Origin of the sequence: Micromonospora sp. NPDC049051 (assembly GCF_043197575.1) — a bacterium.
Classification (GTDB): Bacteria; Actinomycetota; Actinomycetes; order Mycobacteriales; family Micromonosporaceae; genus Micromonospora.
Genome location: NZ_JBICTL010000004.1, coordinates 47,038 through 63,416, shown reverse-complemented (window position 1 = coordinate 63,416; position 16,379 = coordinate 47,038). Strand labels below are relative to the sequence as shown.

Genomic DNA, 16,379 nt, shown 5'->3' with positions numbered 1-16,379 from the left:
GGCTGATCGTCTGGGACGAGCCGGGAGGTCAGCGGGATGTCGCCGCGCACGGACGACGGCTTCGTCGCCGACGTGCCGCGGGACGACGCGTACCCGTTGGTCCGGGACGAGCGGGCCTGCGTCGTGACCGCCCTGCGGCTCGGCTGGTGGATGGCGGACGCCTACCACCACGCCCGGACCGCCGAACTGCTCGACCCCGACGCCGACCGGCCGGCGGGCGCACCGGCGAAGCTGTCCAACCTGACCGAGATGTCGGGGCGGCGGCGCATGCAGATGTACCTGGACGGCGTGGAGGTCGCGCTCGCCCAGATCGCCGAGCTGACCCGGCGCGTCGGCCCCGCGCCCACCACCGTCGACGCGCGGGACCGGGTGGCCGACGGCTCCGGCGACGCCCTGCTGCTCGCCCTCGACGACCTGAACGTCGAGCTGCTGCGCTGGACGATGGCCACCAACCAGCGGGTCGGGCTGGCGTACCGGCTGGGGCGCTCGCTCGCCGACACCGTCCGGTACGGGGACGCCGTCCGCAACGGCGACGCCGGGCAGGTGGCGCACCGCTTCGGCGGCCGACAGTTCGAGATCGGCCGCTGGCTGGGCGAGCTGGCCAGCGTGCTGCCCCCGTACTCGGCCGCGGTGGTCCGCCGCTCACTGTCGACGTGGGCGTCGGCGGTCACCCGGGCGGGCATGGGCGACCCGGCCGAGGCGGGACTGCCCGAGCTGGCCCGCGAGCTGCGCAACCAGGGCGAGCTGTGGCAGGGCGTACTGACCGGCGGGCTGCACCCGAGGGACCTGCTGGACGAGGAGGACTACGCGATCGTCGCCCGGAACCTGATCGTCCGGGACCGGAAGCTCGTGGTGCAGGCCGTGCGGGGGATCTTCTGGCCGGTGCTCGTACCGCTGCTCGCCGTGCTGTTCGCCGTCGTGGGGGTGAGCGCGCTGGCCGCCGCCGGGTCGCCGGTGACCCGGGCCGCCGTGGCCCTGCTCGGGCTGGGCGCCGGGCTGGCCGCGATCTGGCGTACCGTCTCGGGGCCGGCGCTCGCGGTCGCCGCCGAGGTCAACCGGCCGCTGCTGGAGAGCGAGCTGACCGCCAGGATGGCCGTACGCATCGACCGGCCCCTGGCCGCCGCGCGGGCCGCCGGCCGGGCCCGGCGGCAGCGCCGCCCCGACGAGCCGGGGCCTCGATCGAAATCCGTTGCTCCTCTCTCCCCCGCCGACCTACCGTGATCGCGCAAGGTCAACCACCGCAACGGGAGTTCGTCATGTCGATGCCGCACGTCACCCGTGTGCCGTCGACGCCGTTCCTGACGCGCCCCGGCACCCGGCGGCCTCGCCCGACGTGCCTGCCCGCACGTCCGGCGACGCTGGCGGTCCGCGGCGGTCACCGTGCCGAAGACCCCGGGGGCGGCCAGCCCGACTGACGTGCGCCCGCACGACGTCGAGCCGCCCGTCCACACCCGGACCGGGCGGCTCTTCCGCTGTCCGGCCCGTCCAGATCGTCACCGCCACGAAGGGAGACACCGGTGGACGCCGTACTCGTCATCAACGCCGACCTCGGCCCGCTGCACCGGGTCACCGTCCAGCACGCGATCCGGATGCTCTGCCGGCGGGTCGCCGAGATCCACGAGGCCGAGCCCGACCGCGTGATCGGGATCTTCCCGCTCCCCCGGGTGGTCCGCCTCGTCCGCTACGTGGTGACCCGGTGGCGGTTCAGTGCCGGTCCGGCCTGGTCCCGCGCCGGCGTGCTGCGCCGCGACGGGCGCTGCTGCGCGTACTGCGGCGGGCCGGCCGGCACCATCGACCACATCCTGCCCCGCTCGCGCGGCGGCCGGAACACCTGGCGGAACACGACCGCCGCCTGCTACGGCTGCAACCAGCGCAAGGGTGACCGGACGCCGGCCGAGGCGGGCATGCCGCTGCGGCGCGAGCCGGCGGTCCCGAGCTGGGCGTCGCTGGCCGGGCGGTGACGGACCGGCCGGCGGGAACGGGGGGCCGCGTCGGGGGTACGACCCTCGGCGCGGCACCCGCCGGCCCTCCTCGTCAGCCCTCCGCCTCGTCGCCGGCCGGCGGGCGAGGGCGGCGGTGGATGTACGCCTCGACCTCGGAGCGCAACCACACCGAGCCGGCCTGCAGCGTCTGGAATGGGCGCGGGAAGTGCGGCTGCCTGACGATCGGCCGGAACCGGGAGAGCGTCGGTCAGTGCCGGGTCGGCGGGGTCCAGCCGAAGCGGGGCGGGCGGCGCTCGTGGAAGGCGGCGACGCCCTCGCGGGCCTCGCCGCTGGCCCGCACCTGCCCGTGCCACCAGGCGATCCGGTCCTCGTCCGCCCGCCCGTCGACGATCTCCTTGGCGGCGGCGACGCTGAGCTGCGACCGGGCGACCATGGCGGCGGTGAGTTCCTCCACCCGGGTGGCGAGCCGGTCGGCCGGCAGCACCTCGTCGACCAGGCCCACCCGCAGCGCCCGCTCGGCGTCGACCAGTTCGGCGGTGAAGAGCAGGTGCTTGGCCGCGGCCGGGCCGACCAGCCGGGCCAGTCGACGGGTGGTCGGCGCCGGGTAGACCAGGCCCAGCCGCGCCGGTGGCACCCCGAACCGCGCGTCGGCGGCGGCGACCCGCAGGTCGCAGGCGACGGCGAGCTGACAGCCGCCGCCCACGCACGCGCCCCGGACGGCGGCGACGGTCGGCTTGGCGAAGGCGGCGAGGCGTTCCTCGGCGGCGACCGCGATGCTGGCGTCGCCGGCGTCCAGCAACTCGTCCAGGTCGCCCAGGTCGGCGCCGGCGCAGAAGGTGTCCCCGGCGCCGGTGAGCACCACCGCCCGGACGGCCGGGTCGGCCTCCAGCCCGTCGAGCAGCTCCGGCAGCCGCCGCCACATGGCGGTGGTCATCGCGTTGCGCCGCGCCGGGTTGCGGATCACCACCGTCGCCACCGGCCCGGCCACCTCGACGAGGAGTTCCGCGTCCGCCACCGTCACCACCCCTTCGACGTCCGCCCGGCCGCCGGGATCGGCGACGCGTCGGTGCGGCGACCATAACGGCGGGGGCCCGACGACCACCCCGGCGGGGTGGTCGCCGGGCCCGGCGACCGTACGGCTACGTCAGGAGACGTTGAGCGCCGTGTCGTCCACGACGAAGGACGTCTGGAGCGACACGTCCTCGACACCGGTGAACTTCAGGGTCACGGTCTGGCCCTTGTACGCGGCCAGCGAGAACGACTTCTGGCTGTACCCGGCGGCCTTGTTCAGGTTCGAGTACGTGGCGAGGGTCGCCAGCACCGTCCCGGAGGAGTTGAGCACCTGCACCCGCAGCGTGTCGTACGCGGTGCCGGTGGTGGTCTCCGCCGTGTCGATGTGCAGCCAGAAGCTGAAGTTGTACGACGTGCACCCGGCCGGCAGGCTCACCGACTGGGAGAGCGTCTCGGTACGGGTGCTGCCGTACCCGTTCATCCACGCGTTCCACGTGCCGGTGCGGGCCGGCTGCGAGGTGCCGTGCTGGCCGATCACGCCCGAGGTCTGCGTCCAGGTGGTGGCCCCGGACTCGAAGCCCGCGTTGCCGAGCTTCTGACCCGGGCTGGTGCAGCCGCCGCCGGTGCCGTTCACCGTCAGCGTGTAGGTGGCGCTGCGGGTGACCGCACCGGCGCCGTTCACGGTCACCGTGTAGGTGCCCGGGGCCGTGGCGGCCGTGGTGGCGATGGTGAGGGTCGAGGAGCCGCCCGAGGTCACCGAGGCCGGGCTGAACGAGGCGGTCGCGCCGCTCGGCAGGCCGGAGGCCGACAGCGTCACGGTCTGCGCCGAGCCGCTGGTGGTGGCGGTCGCCACGGTGGTGGAGACCGAGCTGCCCGGGTTCACCGCGCCGGAGGTCGGCGAGAGCGAGACCGAGAAGTCGTTGCCGGTCGAGCACGGGGCGTCGTTGCCGGCCACGTTCACCGCGGTCCAGGCCGCCTGGACGGTCTTGTACTCGGTCGAGCAGCTGCCGTACAGGTCGGTCGCGGCACGCAGCGAGTACGCCCGGGCGGTGTTCGCCGGGTTGCTGGTGTTCACGTACGACGTGTTGGAGGTGAAGTACGCGTCCAGCGCCCGCCACCAGATCTTCTCGGCCTTGGCGCGGCCGATGCCGGTCACCGCCGGGGCGGAACCGCAGACCGGCGAGGTGCCGTACGAGGTGGCCCCGGTGCCCTCGGCGAGGTTGAAGAAGAAGTGGTTGGCCACGCCGGAGGAGTAGTGCACGTCGACGTTCTTGGTGCTGGTGGACCAGCAGGAGTGCGACGAGCCGTCCAGCGACGGGTTGTACATGTAGCGCAGCGGCGTACCGTTGCCGTTGATGTTGATCTTCTCACCGACCTGGTAGTCGCCCGGGTCGGCGGTGGTGTTGGCGTAGAACTCGACCATGTTGCCGAAGATGTCGCTGGTGGCCTCGTTGAGGCCGCCGGACTCGCCGGAGTAGGTGAGGCCGCCGGGGACCACGTTCTCGGTGACGCCGTGGCTCATCTCGTGGGCGGCCACGTCGATCGAGACCAGCGGGTTGGAGTTGCCGCTGCCGTCGCCGTACGTCATCCGGGAGCCGTCCCAGAAGGCGTTGACGTAGTTGTTGCCGTAGTGCACCCGGCTGGGCACGCCCCGGCCGTCGCCGAAGATGCCGTTACGGGCGTGCACGTTCTTGAAGTAGTCGAAGGTCTTGGCGGCGCCGAAGTGCGCGTCCACGGCGGCGGACTGCCGGTTGGAGGCGGCGCCGGTGCCCCAGGTGTTGTCGGCGTCGGTGAACGTGGTGCACGTCGACGTGCCGTTGTTCATGTCGCACGTGGAGCCGTTGCCACGCGTCGGGTCGATCAGCTGGTACGTGCTGCCGGAGAGCGTGGTGTCCACGGTGACGCTGCCGGAGTAGACGCTGTTGCCCGTGCCGGCGACGGCCTCGATCTCGTCGTACGAGCCGATGACCTTGCCGGTCGTGGCGTCGGTGACGACGTGGAACTTCGACGGGGTCTGCCCGTCCGGCTGCCAGCCGGTGACGACGGTCTCCCAGGCCAGCCGGCCCTTGCCGGAGCTGGCGTCGACGAAGAGCTCCGGGGCGCCCACGGCGGTGAGCGTGCCGGAGAACTCGGCGCGGGCGGCCTTCTTCGCCGCCGCGGCGGGAACCTTCGCCGTGGTGGGCAGGGTCAGCGGGGCGTCCAGACCGACCGAGGAGCCGGCGTACCCGCCGTTCGGGGTCGTGTGGATGATGAAGTCACCGCCGTACACCCGCAGGCCCTGGTAGGTCCGGGTGTAGCGGGTGTGCGCGGCGCCGTTGGCGTCCACCTTGGTGCTGTGCACCTGGTAGGCCTCCGCGCTGGTGCCCTGGACGGTACCGGGGTTGGTCCGCAGGACGCTCGCCGCGGCGGCGGCTGGTCCGACCGGGGCGGGGGCGGTAACGGGTGCCGCGAGCGCCGGGGTGGCGACACCGGTCAGCAGGCCGCTGGTGAGCAGGGCTGTGCCGACGGCGGCGATGGGTCTTTTCACGTGCCCTCCTGAACGGGGGTATGCGTGACAGGGATAGTCACGCATGTAGATATAACGATGTGACGACCCAAAAGAGAAGAGGTGAAACAAATTCTGTCCCCGACACTGACCGTTCGGTGGAACCCTGGCCGGTGGGAACCGCGCCGCCGCGCCGCACGTCCGAGCGGCATGAGATCAGCTTCGATGGCGTTCGTCAAGATCGCGCTGGCGGCGACGGTCCTCTCCGGCTGCGCGACGGCAGATCCGGACCAGGCAGCCTCGCCGGGGCCCGTCCGGCCGGAACCCAGGTCGACGTCCGCCGCGCCGCCCCCGGCACCGTCCTCGCCCGGGCCGGCGGACGCGGCGACGCGCGTCGTACTGACCCGCTCGGGCGGGTTCGCCGGCCGCGGCGACACCGTGACGGTGGAGCCCGACGGACGGTGGACAGTGGCCGACCGCGCCGGGTCGCGGCGTACCGGTCGGCTCTCCGGCGCCGACCTGGACCGGCTGCGCCGGCTCGTCGCCGACCCCGCGCTCGCCGCCGAGGCCGCCCGTCCGTCGGCCCCCACTGCCTGCCACGACGCCTTCGACTACCGGCTGACCGTCGGTCCCGTCGAGACCGGCTACGTGGACTGCCCGACCGACGCCGCCCCACCGGAGACGACCCGGGCGGTGGTGGAGCTTCTGCTCACGGCCACCGGCTGAGGGCCTCCCTCCGCACCCGACCCGCGATCGTCCCCCGGACACGCGATCGGGAGGCGGGGCCGCCGGCCGCCCGCCTCCCGATCATGACCGTCGCAGGTCAGCCCCTGGGGAACATCTGCCCGATGCGGATCTTGTTGCCGAACGGGTCGCGGATGCCGAAGTCGATCCCGTACGGGCGCTCCATCGGCTCGTCGGTGATGTCGACGCCCTTGGCGACCAGGTCCTCGTACGTCTTGTGCGCGTCGTCCGTGGTCATGAAGAGGTACCCGCCCAGCGCCCCCTTGGTGAGCAGATCACGGACCTGCTCGGCGGTGGCCGGGTCCAGCGCCGGCGGGCCCGGCTTCTCCAGCAGGATCTCGCGCTCCGGGTCGCCCGGCAGGTTCACCGTCAGCCAGCGCATGAAACCGAGGTCCTGGTCGGTGTTGACCTCCAGGCCGAGCTTGCCGACATAGAAGTCGAGGGCCTCGTCCTGGTCGAGCACGTAGATCTGGGAGCGGCTGATCGCGTTCATCGTCATGCCGGAAACGCTACGGGGCCACACTGACCTGCTGCTTATCCAAAACTGACAGTTGCTACCCGAAGCTGCTGGGGCGGGTCCACGCCTTGGTGAAACACACCGGCACGGCGGCGGACGGCACCTTGCGCCGACGGTACGCCGACGGCGACTCCCCGACGATCTGCCGGAACGTGCGGCTGAACGTGCCCAGGCTGGAGAAGCCGACCGCGTAGCAGACGTCGGTGACGTCGCGGTCGGTGTGCAGCAGCAGGTACATGGCCCGCTCCACCCGCCGCCGTTGGAGGTAGCGGTGCGGCGTCTCGCCGAAGGTCGCCCGGAAGGTGCGGATGAAGTGCGCCTCGGAGACGTACGCGATCCGGGCCAGGGCGGGAATGTCCAACGGCTGGTCGTACGCGCGGTCCATGGCGTCCCGGGCGCGCAGCATGGCCCGGTTCGACTCCTCCGTCGCCCTGCTCACGCCGCCCAGCATAGGGCGTCGCCGCGCTGGGCCCGCTAGCTCGGCGCGGGCGCCAGGATGGTGTCGAGGCCCTGGTCGAACAGCTCGTCGTCACTCCATCGGGCATCGTCGAGATGGCCGGAGGCGGTCAGCGTCGGATAGGCGGCGGGATCCCCCGTGATGTGCCGCCGGGCCTCGGCCCGCGCGCGCGGATCGGCCGTCTGGCGCCAGGTGGCCTCGGTGAGCGCGGCACCGATGACGTAGTTGGCGAGCAGGCGGGTGGCCACCGCCAGTCGACGGTCCGAGAAACCGCCGCGCACCAGTGCCGACTGGAGGAACTCGGTGCGCGCGAGCACGTTGGGGCCGAGCATGGGACGCCCGATCAGGTTCGCCGCCCAGGGATGACGGAGGATGACCGCACGCCAGTCCCGGGCCAGCGCGCGCACGTCGTCGCGCCAGTCGCCCACGTCACGCGGGAGCCGTACGTCGCCGAAGATCTGGTCGACGGCCAGGTCGAGCACGTCGTCCTTGGTCTTCACGTGCCAGTACAGCGCGGTGGAGGTGACGTCGAGCTGCTGGGCGAGGCGACGCATCGTCAAGCCGTCGATGCCGTGCCCGTCGAGCAGGGTCACTGCGGCGTCGACGATACGTTGCCGGCTCAGCGGCGGCGTGCGGCGCGGGCGGACGGAGTCCGTCCGGAGCCACACCGAGCTGACGGCACCGGGCCGCCCGGCCGGCTCCTCGCGCGGCGCCCGACCAAATTGGTTGATGCTCACCCGACCACCCTAGTACGGTGCTCGGGTAACTTAACACCGATAAGTTACCCGACGTGCGTTAGGTCGCTCGGCCGCCCGCCACGGAGGAGGCCCGGACATGCCCCTGATGCGGATCCACCTCGACACCGACCCGACGACCGCCCGCCGGGTCCTGGCCCTACACCGAGCGGGGAAACACCACCACGAGTCCCGGAACGCCGCCCGGAACGAGGTATGGCGCCACGGCCGCACTCCGGCCGCCGAACCGGTCTTCGTCGGCGTCACCAACGGCAGGCCCCTCCGCCTGATCTACGACGTAGAGGTCCACTTCGACACGAGTCCCTGACACCAGGCAGCCGACCGCCGCTCATCCGGGTGGGCGTTGCCAAAGCGCTCAGCGCTGCCGCCAACCGGCCGGCTCGCGACCGCGCCAGGCGCGAAATGCATGATGAAACTTGGAGCCCCCGGCCGGGATCGAACCGGCGACATCTCGCTTACAAGGCGAGTGCTCTGGCCAGCTGAGCTACAGGGGCGTGTGGTGCCGAGGTCAGCATAGCGACTGACGTCCGGATTTCCCCCTCGGCAGGCGCCCCGACCACCGGAAACGTCGTTGTCCCCCTGCGTCGGACCAACATCGACGGTCGATTGATGTCTCCCCGTGCCCGACTGCCCGGAATGTCTATGCGGTCGGTCGCATCCGATGCGCCCCGCCTTGGCAGGTGGCGGAAACCCGTTTACCGTGCAGTGACACAGACGACACCTCGATCATCGAGAGGTTGCCTGTGGGTCGGCCGCTCCTCGGGCCGGCCGCTCCTTCCACTCGGATCGTCCGGCACGTTCCTGCCGGTGAAAGGAAGCACCCCACCATGGCTACGGTCACCTACTCCAAGGCGTCCCGGATCTACCCGGGCACGGAGCGTCCCGCCGTCAACCAGCTCGACCTGGAGATCGGCGACGGCGAGTTCCTCGTCCTGGTCGGTCCCTCCGGTTGCGGCAAGTCCACCAGCCTGCGCATGCTCGCCGGCCTGGAGGACGTCGACCAGGGCTCGATCCACATCGACGACCGGGACGTCACCCACCTGCCGCCGAAGGCCCGCGACATCGCGATGGTCTTCCAGAACTACGCCCTCTACCCGCACATGACGGTGTACGAGAACATGGCGTTCGCGCTCAAGCTGCGCAAGACCTCCAAGGCCGAGATCGACCGGCGGGTCAAGGAGGCGGCGGCGCTGCTCCAGCTGGAGGAGTTCCTGAGCCGCAAGCCGAAGGCCCTCTCCGGCGGTCAGCGCCAGCGGGTGGCCATGGGCCGGGCGATCGTCCGCGAGCCGCAGGTCTTCCTCATGGACGAGCCGCTGTCGAACCTCGACGCGAAGCTGCGTGTGCAGACCCGTACGCAGATCGCCTCGTTGCAGGCCAAGCTGGGCGTCACCACCGTCTACGTCACCCACGACCAGGTCGAGGCCATGACCATGGGTCACCGGGTGGCGGTCATGCTCGACGGCGTGCTCCAGCAGGTGGACACCCCGCGTGCGCTCTACGACACCCCGGCCAACGTCTTCGTCGCCGGCTTCATGGGCTCGCCCGCCATGAACATCAAGACCGTTCCGCTGAGCGAGCGGGGCGCCGCCTTCGCCGACCTGCACATCCCGCTCACCCGGGAGCAGGTCGAGGCGGCCCGCGCCGACGGCGGCGAGAACAAGGTGACCGTCGGCTTCCGTCCCGAGGACTGCGACCTGGTCAGCCCGACCGAGGGCGGCATGCCGGTCGTCGTCGAGCTGGTCGAGGACCTCGGCTCGGACGCCAACATCTACGGCCACGCCGCGCTCGAGGGCAACAACGAGCGCTTCGTGGTCCGTACCGACCGGCGCAGCATGCCGAACATGGGCGACACCGTGTTCGTCAAGCCGCGCGAGGGCCGCAGCCACGTCTTCAACGCGGGCACCGGCAACCGCATCTGACGTACGACGAGAAGGGGCGGCCCGCCATCGGCGGACCGCCCCTTCCGTGTCTGCGGAATCAGCCCTCGGCGGCCCGGCGGCGCGCCACCTCGGCCAGGGTGACGGCGGCGGCGACGCTGGCGTTGAGCGACTCGACGTCGGAGACCATCGGGATGCTGACCGTGAGGTCACAGGTCTCACCGACCAGGCGGGAGAGCCCCCGGCCCTCGGAGCCGACCACCACGACCAGCGGGCCGACGGCGGCCTCCAGGTCGTAGAGCTCGGTCTCGCCGTCGGCGTCCAGGCCCACCACCATGAAGCCGGCGTCCTGGCAGGCCTTCAGCGAGCGGGTCAGGTTCGTCACCTGGGCGACCGGCACCCGCGCCGCCGCGCCGGCGCTGGTCCGCCAGGCGGTCGCGGTGATCCCGGCGGCACGCCGCTCCGGTACGAAGACGCCCTGCGCGCCGAAGGCGGCGGCGGAGCGGATCACCGCGCCGAGGTTACGCGGGTCGGTCACCCCGTCCAGCGCCACCAACAGCGGGGCGGTCTGCTCCAGCGCCGCCGCGACGAGGTCCTCGAAGGGCTCGTACGCGAACGGCGGCACCTGGAGGCCGACGCCCTGGTGCAGCACGCCGCCGGTCATCCGGTCCAGTTCGGCCCGGCTGATCTCCAGGATCGCGATGCCCCGGTCGGCGGCCGTCCGGACGATCTCGTTGACCCGGTCGTCGGCGTCGATGCCCTGCGCGGTGTAGAGCGCGGTCGCCGGCACCTGGGCGCGCAGCGACTCCAGCACCGGGTTACGCCCGACCAGCAGCTCCGGCGTGTCCTTGGACGGGTTGGACTTGCGGCCCGGGGCGACCCGGGGGCCGCTGCGACCGGTGGGCTTGGCGCCCCGGCCGCCCGTGCCGCGCCCGCCGCCTGCCGGCACGCCCCGGCCGCCGCCCTTGCCCCAGGTGGTGTCCTTGCTGCCCGGCTGGCCGATCTTGGGGGCGCGCCCCTCCTCGGCCGCCGCCCGACGCTCCTTGTCCTGCTTCCAGGCGGTGCGCTGGGGCAGCTTCTCGGTGCCCGAGTAGGCCTTGTGCCAGGGCCGCTCGTCGGCGGGCAGGGTCTTGCCCCGCCCGGCGAGGGCGTCCCTGTTCTTGCCACCGGAGCCCTTCGGGGCTCCCGCCTTCGGCGTCAGTCGCCGGCCACGGCGCTGCGAGTTGCCGGCCATCAGTCCTGCTCTCCAATAGTCCAACGGGGGCCCTGGGGGGTGTCCTCGACCACCACGCCGGCCTGCTTGAGCTGGTCGCGTACGGCGTCGGCGGCAGCCCAGTCCTTGCGACCGCGGGCCTGTGCGCGCTGTTCCAGGGCCAGCGCGACCAGTGAGTCCACCACGCCGCGCAGGTCGTCCGCGCGACCGCCACCGGTCCACACCGGGTCGAGGGGGTCGACCCCGAGGATATCCAGCATGGCCCGGGCCGCGGCCAGCGCGGTGCGGACGGTCACATCGTCGCCGCCCGTCAGGGCGGTGTTGCCGTCGCGGACCACCTCGTGCAGGACGGCGAACGCGGCGGAGGTGTTCAGGTCGTCGTCCATCGCCGCCGCGAACGCGCCCGGCAACTCGCCGAGCTGGCCCGCGCCGACGCGCTCGACGGCCCGCTGCACGAACCCCTCGATCCGGCGGTACGCGACGGCGGCCTCGCGCAGCGCGTCCTCCGAGTAGTCGATCCGGGACCGGTAGTGGGCGGCGGCGTAGTAGTAGCGCAGCTCCACCGGGCGCACCCCGAGCGAGGCGACGTACGTCAGGTCGAGGGCGTTGCCGAGCGACTTGCCCATCTTGGCGCCGCCGATGCTGAGCAGCCCGTGGTGCACCCAGTAGCGGGCGAACGGCAGCCCGGCGGCCTGCGACTGGGCGATCTCGTTCTCGTGGTGCGGGAAGGTGAGGTCCAGCCCTCCGCCGTGGATGTCGAACTCGGCGCCGAGGTAGCGCCAGCACATCGCCGAGCACTCGATGTGCCAGCCCGGCCGGCCCCGCCCCCACGGCGACGGCCAGTAGGCGTCCGCCGGCTCGTCGGGCTTGGCGCCCTTCCACAGCGCGAAGTCGCGCGGGTCGCGCTTGCCCCGGTCGGGGGCGTCCCCGGCGGACTGCATCGCGTCCGGCGACTGCCCCGACAGGGAGCCGTACGCCGGCCAGGAGCAGACGTCGAAGTAGACGTCGCCGGAGCCGTCGGTGGCCGGGTAGGCGTGCCCGTCGGCGATCAGCTTGGCGATCAGCTCGTGCATCTCCGGGATGTGCCCGGTGGCCCGCGGCTCGTACGTCGGCGGCAGCACGTTGAGCGCCCGGTAGGACTCGGTCAGGATCAGCTCGTTGGCGTACGCGATCGACCAGAACGGCCGGCCCTGCTCCATCGCCTTGACCAGGATCTTGTCGTCGATGTCGGTCACGTTGCGGATGAAGGTGACCTCGTAGCCGGTGGCGAGCAGCCAGCGGCGCAGCACGTCGTAGTTGACGCCGGAGCGAAGGTGACCGATGTGCGGCGGGGCCTGGAGGGTGAGACCACACAGGTAGACCCCCACCTTGCCGGCTTCCCGCGGGACGAAGTCCCGCACCGATCGGGTGGCGGTGTCATACAGGCGTAGCGTCACCGTACAAGGGTAGCCGTCCCCGCATTTCTGGGTCGTCCGGAGCCGGGTCGTACGCTGCTCGTCGTGGAGACGACGGCGCGGGGCGGGGAGACGGCGCAGACGCTGGACCGGGGGTTGCGGCTGCTGCACCTGGTCGCCGACGCGCCGGGCGGGCTCACCGTCACCGAGGCGGCGAACCGGTTGGGCGTCGGCCGGGCGGCGGTGTACCGGCTGGTCGGCGCGCTCGCCGCGCACGGCATGCTGCGCCGCGACGGCGACAACCGGCTGCGCCTCGGCGCCGGGGTGCTGCACCTGGCCCGGCGCGCCCAACCGCTGCTCGCCGAGGGGGCGCTGCCCGCGCTGCGTCGCCTCGCGGAGCAGGCTGGCGCGACCGCCCATCTGACGGTGGTCGAGGGCGGCGAGGGGGTCGCGCTGGCCGTGGTCGAGCCGAGCTGGACGTCGTTCCACGTCGCGTACCGGACGGGGGCGCGGCACCCGCTGGAGCGCGGTGCGGCCGGGCGGGCCATCCTCGCCGGCAGGTCGGGCGCCGCCGGCCCGGTGAGCACCGCCGGCGAACTTCAGCACGGGGCGTACGGCGTGGCGGCCCCGGTGCTCGGCGTGCCCGGTCTGGAGGCGAGCGTCGGGGTGGTGGCGCTGGCCCCGCTCGACGCCGAGGTGGTCGGCGCGCAGGTCCTCGCCGCCGCCACCGCCATCGCCGCCGCCCTCTCCTGAGAGGACGCTCCTCTACCACATCCGAGGGCCGCCGTGCCGGTTGTCCACAGTCGGCACCGCTCGGGACGATCGCGGTTGTCCACAGGGGTGCCGCGCGGTACCGGACGGCGGGCACGCTGCCCACATGCCATCTCCACCGCACCGTCCCGGCGTCCTGGCCTGGCAGGTCTTCCGCGGCTCGGACGCGATCCGACAGGGGCTCGTCACCGAGCACCAACTGCGCAGTTCGGCCTGGCTACGCCTGCGCCACGACGTCTACGCCGACGCCCGGCTCGCCCGCGACCACGCCCTGGCCTGTCGGGCCGCCGCCCTGCGGCTGCCGCCCGAGGCGGTCGTCGCCGGCCCCTCGGCGGCCTACCTGCACGGCGTCGAGCACGCCGCGTCCTTCGCCGACGACGTGCACGTCCTCGTCCCGAGGACGATGCGCCTCGGCCCGCAGCGGGGCCTGCGCGTGCACTCCACCGGCCCGGCCACGTCACCGCCGTACGCGCCGCCGCCGTCGAGCGTCGCGGCCCGGCCACCCGGCCTCGTCGACACGAGCATCGCGGCCCGGGCACCCGGGCTCGTCGCCGTCGAGGGCCCGCCCGGCCGCGGCCCGGCCGACGACCGGAGCGTCGCGGTCCGGCCATCCGGGCTCGTCACCGCCGAGGGCCCGCCCGGTCGCGGCCCGGCCGACGACCGGAGCGTCGCGGCCCGGCCATCCGGGCTCGTCACCGCCGAGGGCCCGCCCGGCCGCGGCCCGGCCGACGACCGGAGCGTCGCGGCCCGCCCGTCCGGGGGCGGCCTGCGGGTGGCCGACCTGCGGACCGCCGGACCGCCGGTGGGCACGGATCCGGCGTCGGCGGCGTGGGAGACGGCGGTCTGGTTGGAGCCGCTGCGCGCGGTCGGCATCGTCGACGCGCTGCTCCGGCAGGGGCTGACGAGCCGCGAGGCCCTCGCCGAGGTCGCCGACCGCAACGCCGACCGGCCCGGCGGTCGGCGGGCCCGCTGGGTGTTCGAGCTGGCGGACCCCGGCGCCCGGTCGCCGGCCGAGTCCGAGTTGCGGGTACGGCTGACGCTGGCCGGGCTGCCGCGTCCCGCCGTCCGGCACCCGGTCCGGGTCGCCTCCGGGCTGGTCGTGCACGCCGACCTGACGTGGCCGGCGTACCGCGTCGCCGTCGTCCAGGAGGTACGGCACGCCGAGGCCGGTGGCGGGCACCTCGACCGGATCGCGCGGCTCGGCGGGGCCGGCTGGCTCGTGCTGCCGGTGACCGGCAGGCGGCTGCGCCACGACTTCCCGAACGTCCTGCGCGAGGTCCGTGCCGCGCTCGGCGCCCGGGGCTGGCGCCCGTGACCGGGGCTGGCGCAGCACCGTCCGGCGGTCGTCGCGCACCATCCGCTCGTACGGACGCGGGCGTCCTCCGCCGGACATGCCAGAGGCCCGGCCGAACGAGTCGACCGGGCCCCTGCCGTCCGCCGTTACGGGCGGGCGTTGGGCTTGAGCGGGGTCTTCACCGCCGCGTAGGCGTCCACGATGCCGTAGCCGTAGAAGCCGTTGAAGTTGAGCCCGCCGGCGCAGTAGGCGTCGAACTCGGCGTCGCGGCCCTCGTTGGCGTACGACACCAGGCGCGGCTGCGGGCAGGCGCGCTCGGCAGCCGTGCGGTAGAGGTGCTGCTCCACCAGCTTCGGCGCCATGCCGAAGCCGCCCTGGCGGTCCTTCTTGCCGTGCTTGCTGACGATCAGCGCGGCGACACCGGAGGCGTGCGGGGCCGCCATCGAGGTGCCCTGCAGGTAGGTGTAGTACCCGCACTCACCGTTGGCCTTGCACTCCTTGAAGACGCTCTCCTCGTAGCCGGCGACGATGTTGCCGTCCGCGTCGACGGAGCCCTCCTCCTGGAGCACCTTCTTGGGGTACGTCGAGAGGATCATGTTGGCGTCGGTGCGGTAGGTGTCCGTGCCGAAGCCGTCGCGGAACCAGCCGCCCGGCGCCGCCACGGCGGTCTGCTCGGTGCCGTAGTTCGAGAAGTCCGACTTCTTGCCCGACGGGCCGACCGACGACACGCTGATCACGTTCGGTCCCTCGGTGGGCATGTTCCAGCAGCCGTCGTTGTCGATCTCGCGCGGGTAGGGCGCGGTGTCACCGTAGTTCGGGCTCGACGAGTCGGTCCGCGGGTCGCCCAGGTCCTCGTGGTTGTTGCCCAGCGCGCCGACGAGGGTGACCCCCCGGCTGTGGGCGTAGGTCAGCGCCCGCTTCATGGCCTCGATGGTGGCCCGCTGCTCGGCCTGGGCCTCCGGGGAGTCGGCCGGGTTGGCGGTGCAGTTGAAGAGCCACGGGTCGACGTAGAAGGACATGTTGACCACGTCGAGACCGGTCCTCCCGGCATGCAGCAGGGAGTTGACCACCGGCTCCAGGAAGAAGTAGCCGGAGTCCTGGCCGCCCTTGAGCTCGACCAGGGAGATGTTCGGGGCGACGCCGGAGAGGCCGAAGCCGTTGGCGGCGGCGCCGATGGTGCCGGCCACGTGGGTGCCGTGCCCGCCGTCGTCGGTGCCGACCGGGTCGAGGCAGCTCGCCACCTCGCACTCGCCGTCGACGTCGACGATGTCGGGGGCGAAGTTGCGGGACAGCGCCCAGTTGAAGTTCGGCGCGATGTCCGGGTGACTGGCGTCCACACCGGTGTCCAGGACGCCGACGGTGACCCGGCGGTCGCCCGGCTCGATCTTGCGCGCCTGGTCGGCCCGGATCATCTCCAGGCCCCAGAGCTTGTCGTCCAGCGGGTCCATCTTCTTGCCACGCTTGGCACCACCGCCCTTGGCCGCCGCGGCGGCCAGCAGGTGCTCCTGCTCGACCCGGTCGAGCTTCGGCTTGCGGCCGATCGCCTTCTGTTCGGCGGCGCCGATCAGCGCCGACGCGGCGGTCGCCTTCGCGGCGAAGTCGGCCCGGTCACTGGTCACCCGGAACATGCCGACCTCGTCGGACCGGGAGACCACCGTGCCACCGGCCGACCGGATGGCGGCGATGGCCGCGTCTGCGGAGACACCGTCTTCGGCGACGACGGTGAAGGTACGGGCACTGGTCGGCTCGGCACTGGCCGGCACGCTCATGCCCGTCACCGCGAGTGCCAGCGCGGTCGCGGTCGCGACGGCACCGGCGGTGAAGCGCTTGCTCACCACATCGGATCCTCTCGTTGAGGGACGTGGGAGACATCAGACAACACCGCAGCGCATTCCGCCACCGCGGCATCGGCCGTCGA

15 protein-coding genes and 1 tRNA gene are annotated in these 16,379 nt (G+C 72.9%); 7 read left to right on the top strand and 9 right to left on the bottom strand.

Going from position 1 to position 16,379, the window contains the following annotated elements; all coding sequences use genetic code 11:
• Window positions 1–36 precede the first annotated feature (36 nt).
• Both ACGFIR_RS16940 and ACGFIR_RS16935 read left to right on the top strand, forming a co-directional pair.
• Window positions 37–1,221, top strand: a complete 1,185-nt coding sequence (locus ACGFIR_RS16940) for a hypothetical protein (RefSeq protein WP_392998038.1) — start codon at window positions 37–39, stop codon at window positions 1,219–1,221.
• 296 nt (window positions 1,222–1,517) lie between these two features.
• The gene (locus tag ACGFIR_RS16935) at window positions 1,518–1,961 is read left to right on the top strand and encodes an HNH endonuclease (RefSeq protein ID WP_393145894.1); all 444 of its coding nucleotides are present in this window, start codon (window positions 1,518–1,520) and stop codon (window positions 1,959–1,961) included.
• 229 nt (window positions 1,962–2,190) lie between these two features.
• Here the strand turns inward: ACGFIR_RS16935 and ACGFIR_RS16930 are convergent, their stop codons facing one another.
• Window positions 2,191–2,964, bottom strand: coding sequence for an enoyl-CoA hydratase/isomerase family protein (locus ACGFIR_RS16930; RefSeq protein WP_392998036.1), 774 nt, complete (start codon window positions 2,962–2,964; stop codon window positions 2,191–2,193).
• A gap of 123 nt (window positions 2,965–3,087) precedes the next feature.
• Entirely contained in the window at window positions 3,088–5,481 is a 2,394-nt protein-coding gene (locus ACGFIR_RS16925; protein ID WP_392998035.1) for a M4 family metallopeptidase, read from the bottom strand.
• Between the two features lie 183 nt (window positions 5,482–5,664).
• Here ACGFIR_RS16925 and ACGFIR_RS16920 point away from each other — a divergent pair, with 183 nt between their 5' ends.
• A complete protein-coding gene (locus tag ACGFIR_RS16920; protein WP_392998034.1) occupies window positions 5,665–6,165 on the top strand; it encodes a hypothetical protein in 501 nt (166 codons plus the stop codon).
• Window positions 6,166–6,262: 97 nt separating this feature from the next.
• Here ACGFIR_RS16920 and ACGFIR_RS16915 read toward each other — a convergent pair whose 3' ends face one another.
• From ACGFIR_RS16915 to ACGFIR_RS16905, 3 genes are read right to left on the bottom strand one after another with little or no spacing between them, the layout of a single operon-like run.
• Window positions 6,263–6,682 carry a VOC family protein gene (locus ACGFIR_RS16915; protein WP_357713243.1) on the bottom strand — a complete coding sequence of 140 codons (420 nt, stop codon included), beginning with the start codon at window positions 6,680–6,682 and terminating at the stop codon, window positions 6,263–6,265.
• Between the two features lie 55 nt (window positions 6,683–6,737).
• Complete coding sequence (locus tag ACGFIR_RS16910; protein ID WP_392998033.1) at window positions 6,738–7,151, bottom strand: helix-turn-helix domain-containing protein; 414 nt, start codon at window positions 7,149–7,151, stop codon at window positions 6,738–6,740.
• Window positions 7,152–7,174: 23 nt separating this feature from the next.
• Window positions 7,175–7,894 carry a TetR/AcrR family transcriptional regulator gene (locus ACGFIR_RS16905; RefSeq protein ID WP_392998032.1) on the bottom strand — a complete coding sequence of 240 codons (720 nt, stop codon included), beginning with the start codon at window positions 7,892–7,894 and terminating at the stop codon, window positions 7,175–7,177.
• A gap of 97 nt (window positions 7,895–7,991) precedes the next feature.
• On the opposite strand from ACGFIR_RS16905, the gene ACGFIR_RS16900 reads away from it, so the two are divergent.
• Complete coding sequence (locus tag ACGFIR_RS16900) at window positions 7,992–8,219, top strand: hypothetical protein (RefSeq protein ID WP_392998031.1); 228 nt, start codon at window positions 7,992–7,994, stop codon at window positions 8,217–8,219.
• A 110-nt stretch (window positions 8,220–8,329) separates the two neighbouring features.
• Here the strand turns inward: ACGFIR_RS16900 and ACGFIR_RS16895 are convergent.
• Window positions 8,330–8,406 (bottom strand) — tRNA-Thr (locus ACGFIR_RS16895).
• A gap of 333 nt (window positions 8,407–8,739) precedes the next feature.
• On the opposite strand from ACGFIR_RS16895, the gene ACGFIR_RS16890 reads away from it, so the two are divergent.
• The gene (locus ACGFIR_RS16890; RefSeq protein ID WP_392998030.1) at window positions 8,740–9,831 is read left to right on the top strand and encodes an ABC transporter ATP-binding protein; all 1,092 of its coding nucleotides are present in this window, start codon (window positions 8,740–8,742) and stop codon (window positions 9,829–9,831) included.
• 58 nt (window positions 9,832–9,889) lie between these two features.
• Here ACGFIR_RS16890 and rlmB read toward each other — a convergent pair whose 3' ends face one another.
• Both rlmB and cysS read right to left on the bottom strand, forming a co-directional pair.
• Window positions 9,890–11,023 carry a 23S rRNA (guanosine(2251)-2'-O)-methyltransferase RlmB gene (rlmB, locus tag ACGFIR_RS16885; RefSeq protein ID WP_392998029.1) on the bottom strand — a complete coding sequence of 378 codons (1,134 nt, stop codon included), beginning with the start codon at window positions 11,021–11,023 and terminating at the stop codon, window positions 9,890–9,892.
• Window positions 11,023–12,438, bottom strand: a complete 1,416-nt coding sequence (cysS, locus tag ACGFIR_RS16880; protein ID WP_392998028.1) for a cysteine--tRNA ligase — start codon at window positions 12,436–12,438, stop codon at window positions 11,023–11,025. Before cysS ends, rlmB begins: the two co-directional genes overlap by 1 nt.
• 63 nt (window positions 12,439–12,501) lie before the next feature.
• Between cysS and ACGFIR_RS16875 the strand changes: the two genes are divergently transcribed.
• Together ACGFIR_RS16875 and ACGFIR_RS16870 are read left to right on the top strand one after the other, a co-directional pair.
• Window positions 12,502–13,149: an IclR family transcriptional regulator gene (locus ACGFIR_RS16875; protein ID WP_392998027.1), complete on the top strand. Its 648-nt coding sequence runs from the start codon at window positions 12,502–12,504 to the stop codon at window positions 13,147–13,149.
• Between the two features lie 124 nt (window positions 13,150–13,273).
• Complete coding sequence (locus ACGFIR_RS16870) at window positions 13,274–14,482, top strand: hypothetical protein (protein ID WP_393145892.1); 1,209 nt, start codon at window positions 13,274–13,276, stop codon at window positions 14,480–14,482.
• Between the two features lie 125 nt (window positions 14,483–14,607).
• Here ACGFIR_RS16870 and ACGFIR_RS16865 read toward each other — a convergent pair whose 3' ends face one another.
• A complete protein-coding gene (locus ACGFIR_RS16865) occupies window positions 14,608–16,296 on the bottom strand; it encodes a S8 family serine peptidase (RefSeq protein WP_392998025.1) in 1,689 nt (562 codons plus the stop codon).
• Between the last annotated feature and the right edge of the window lie 83 nt (window positions 16,297–16,379).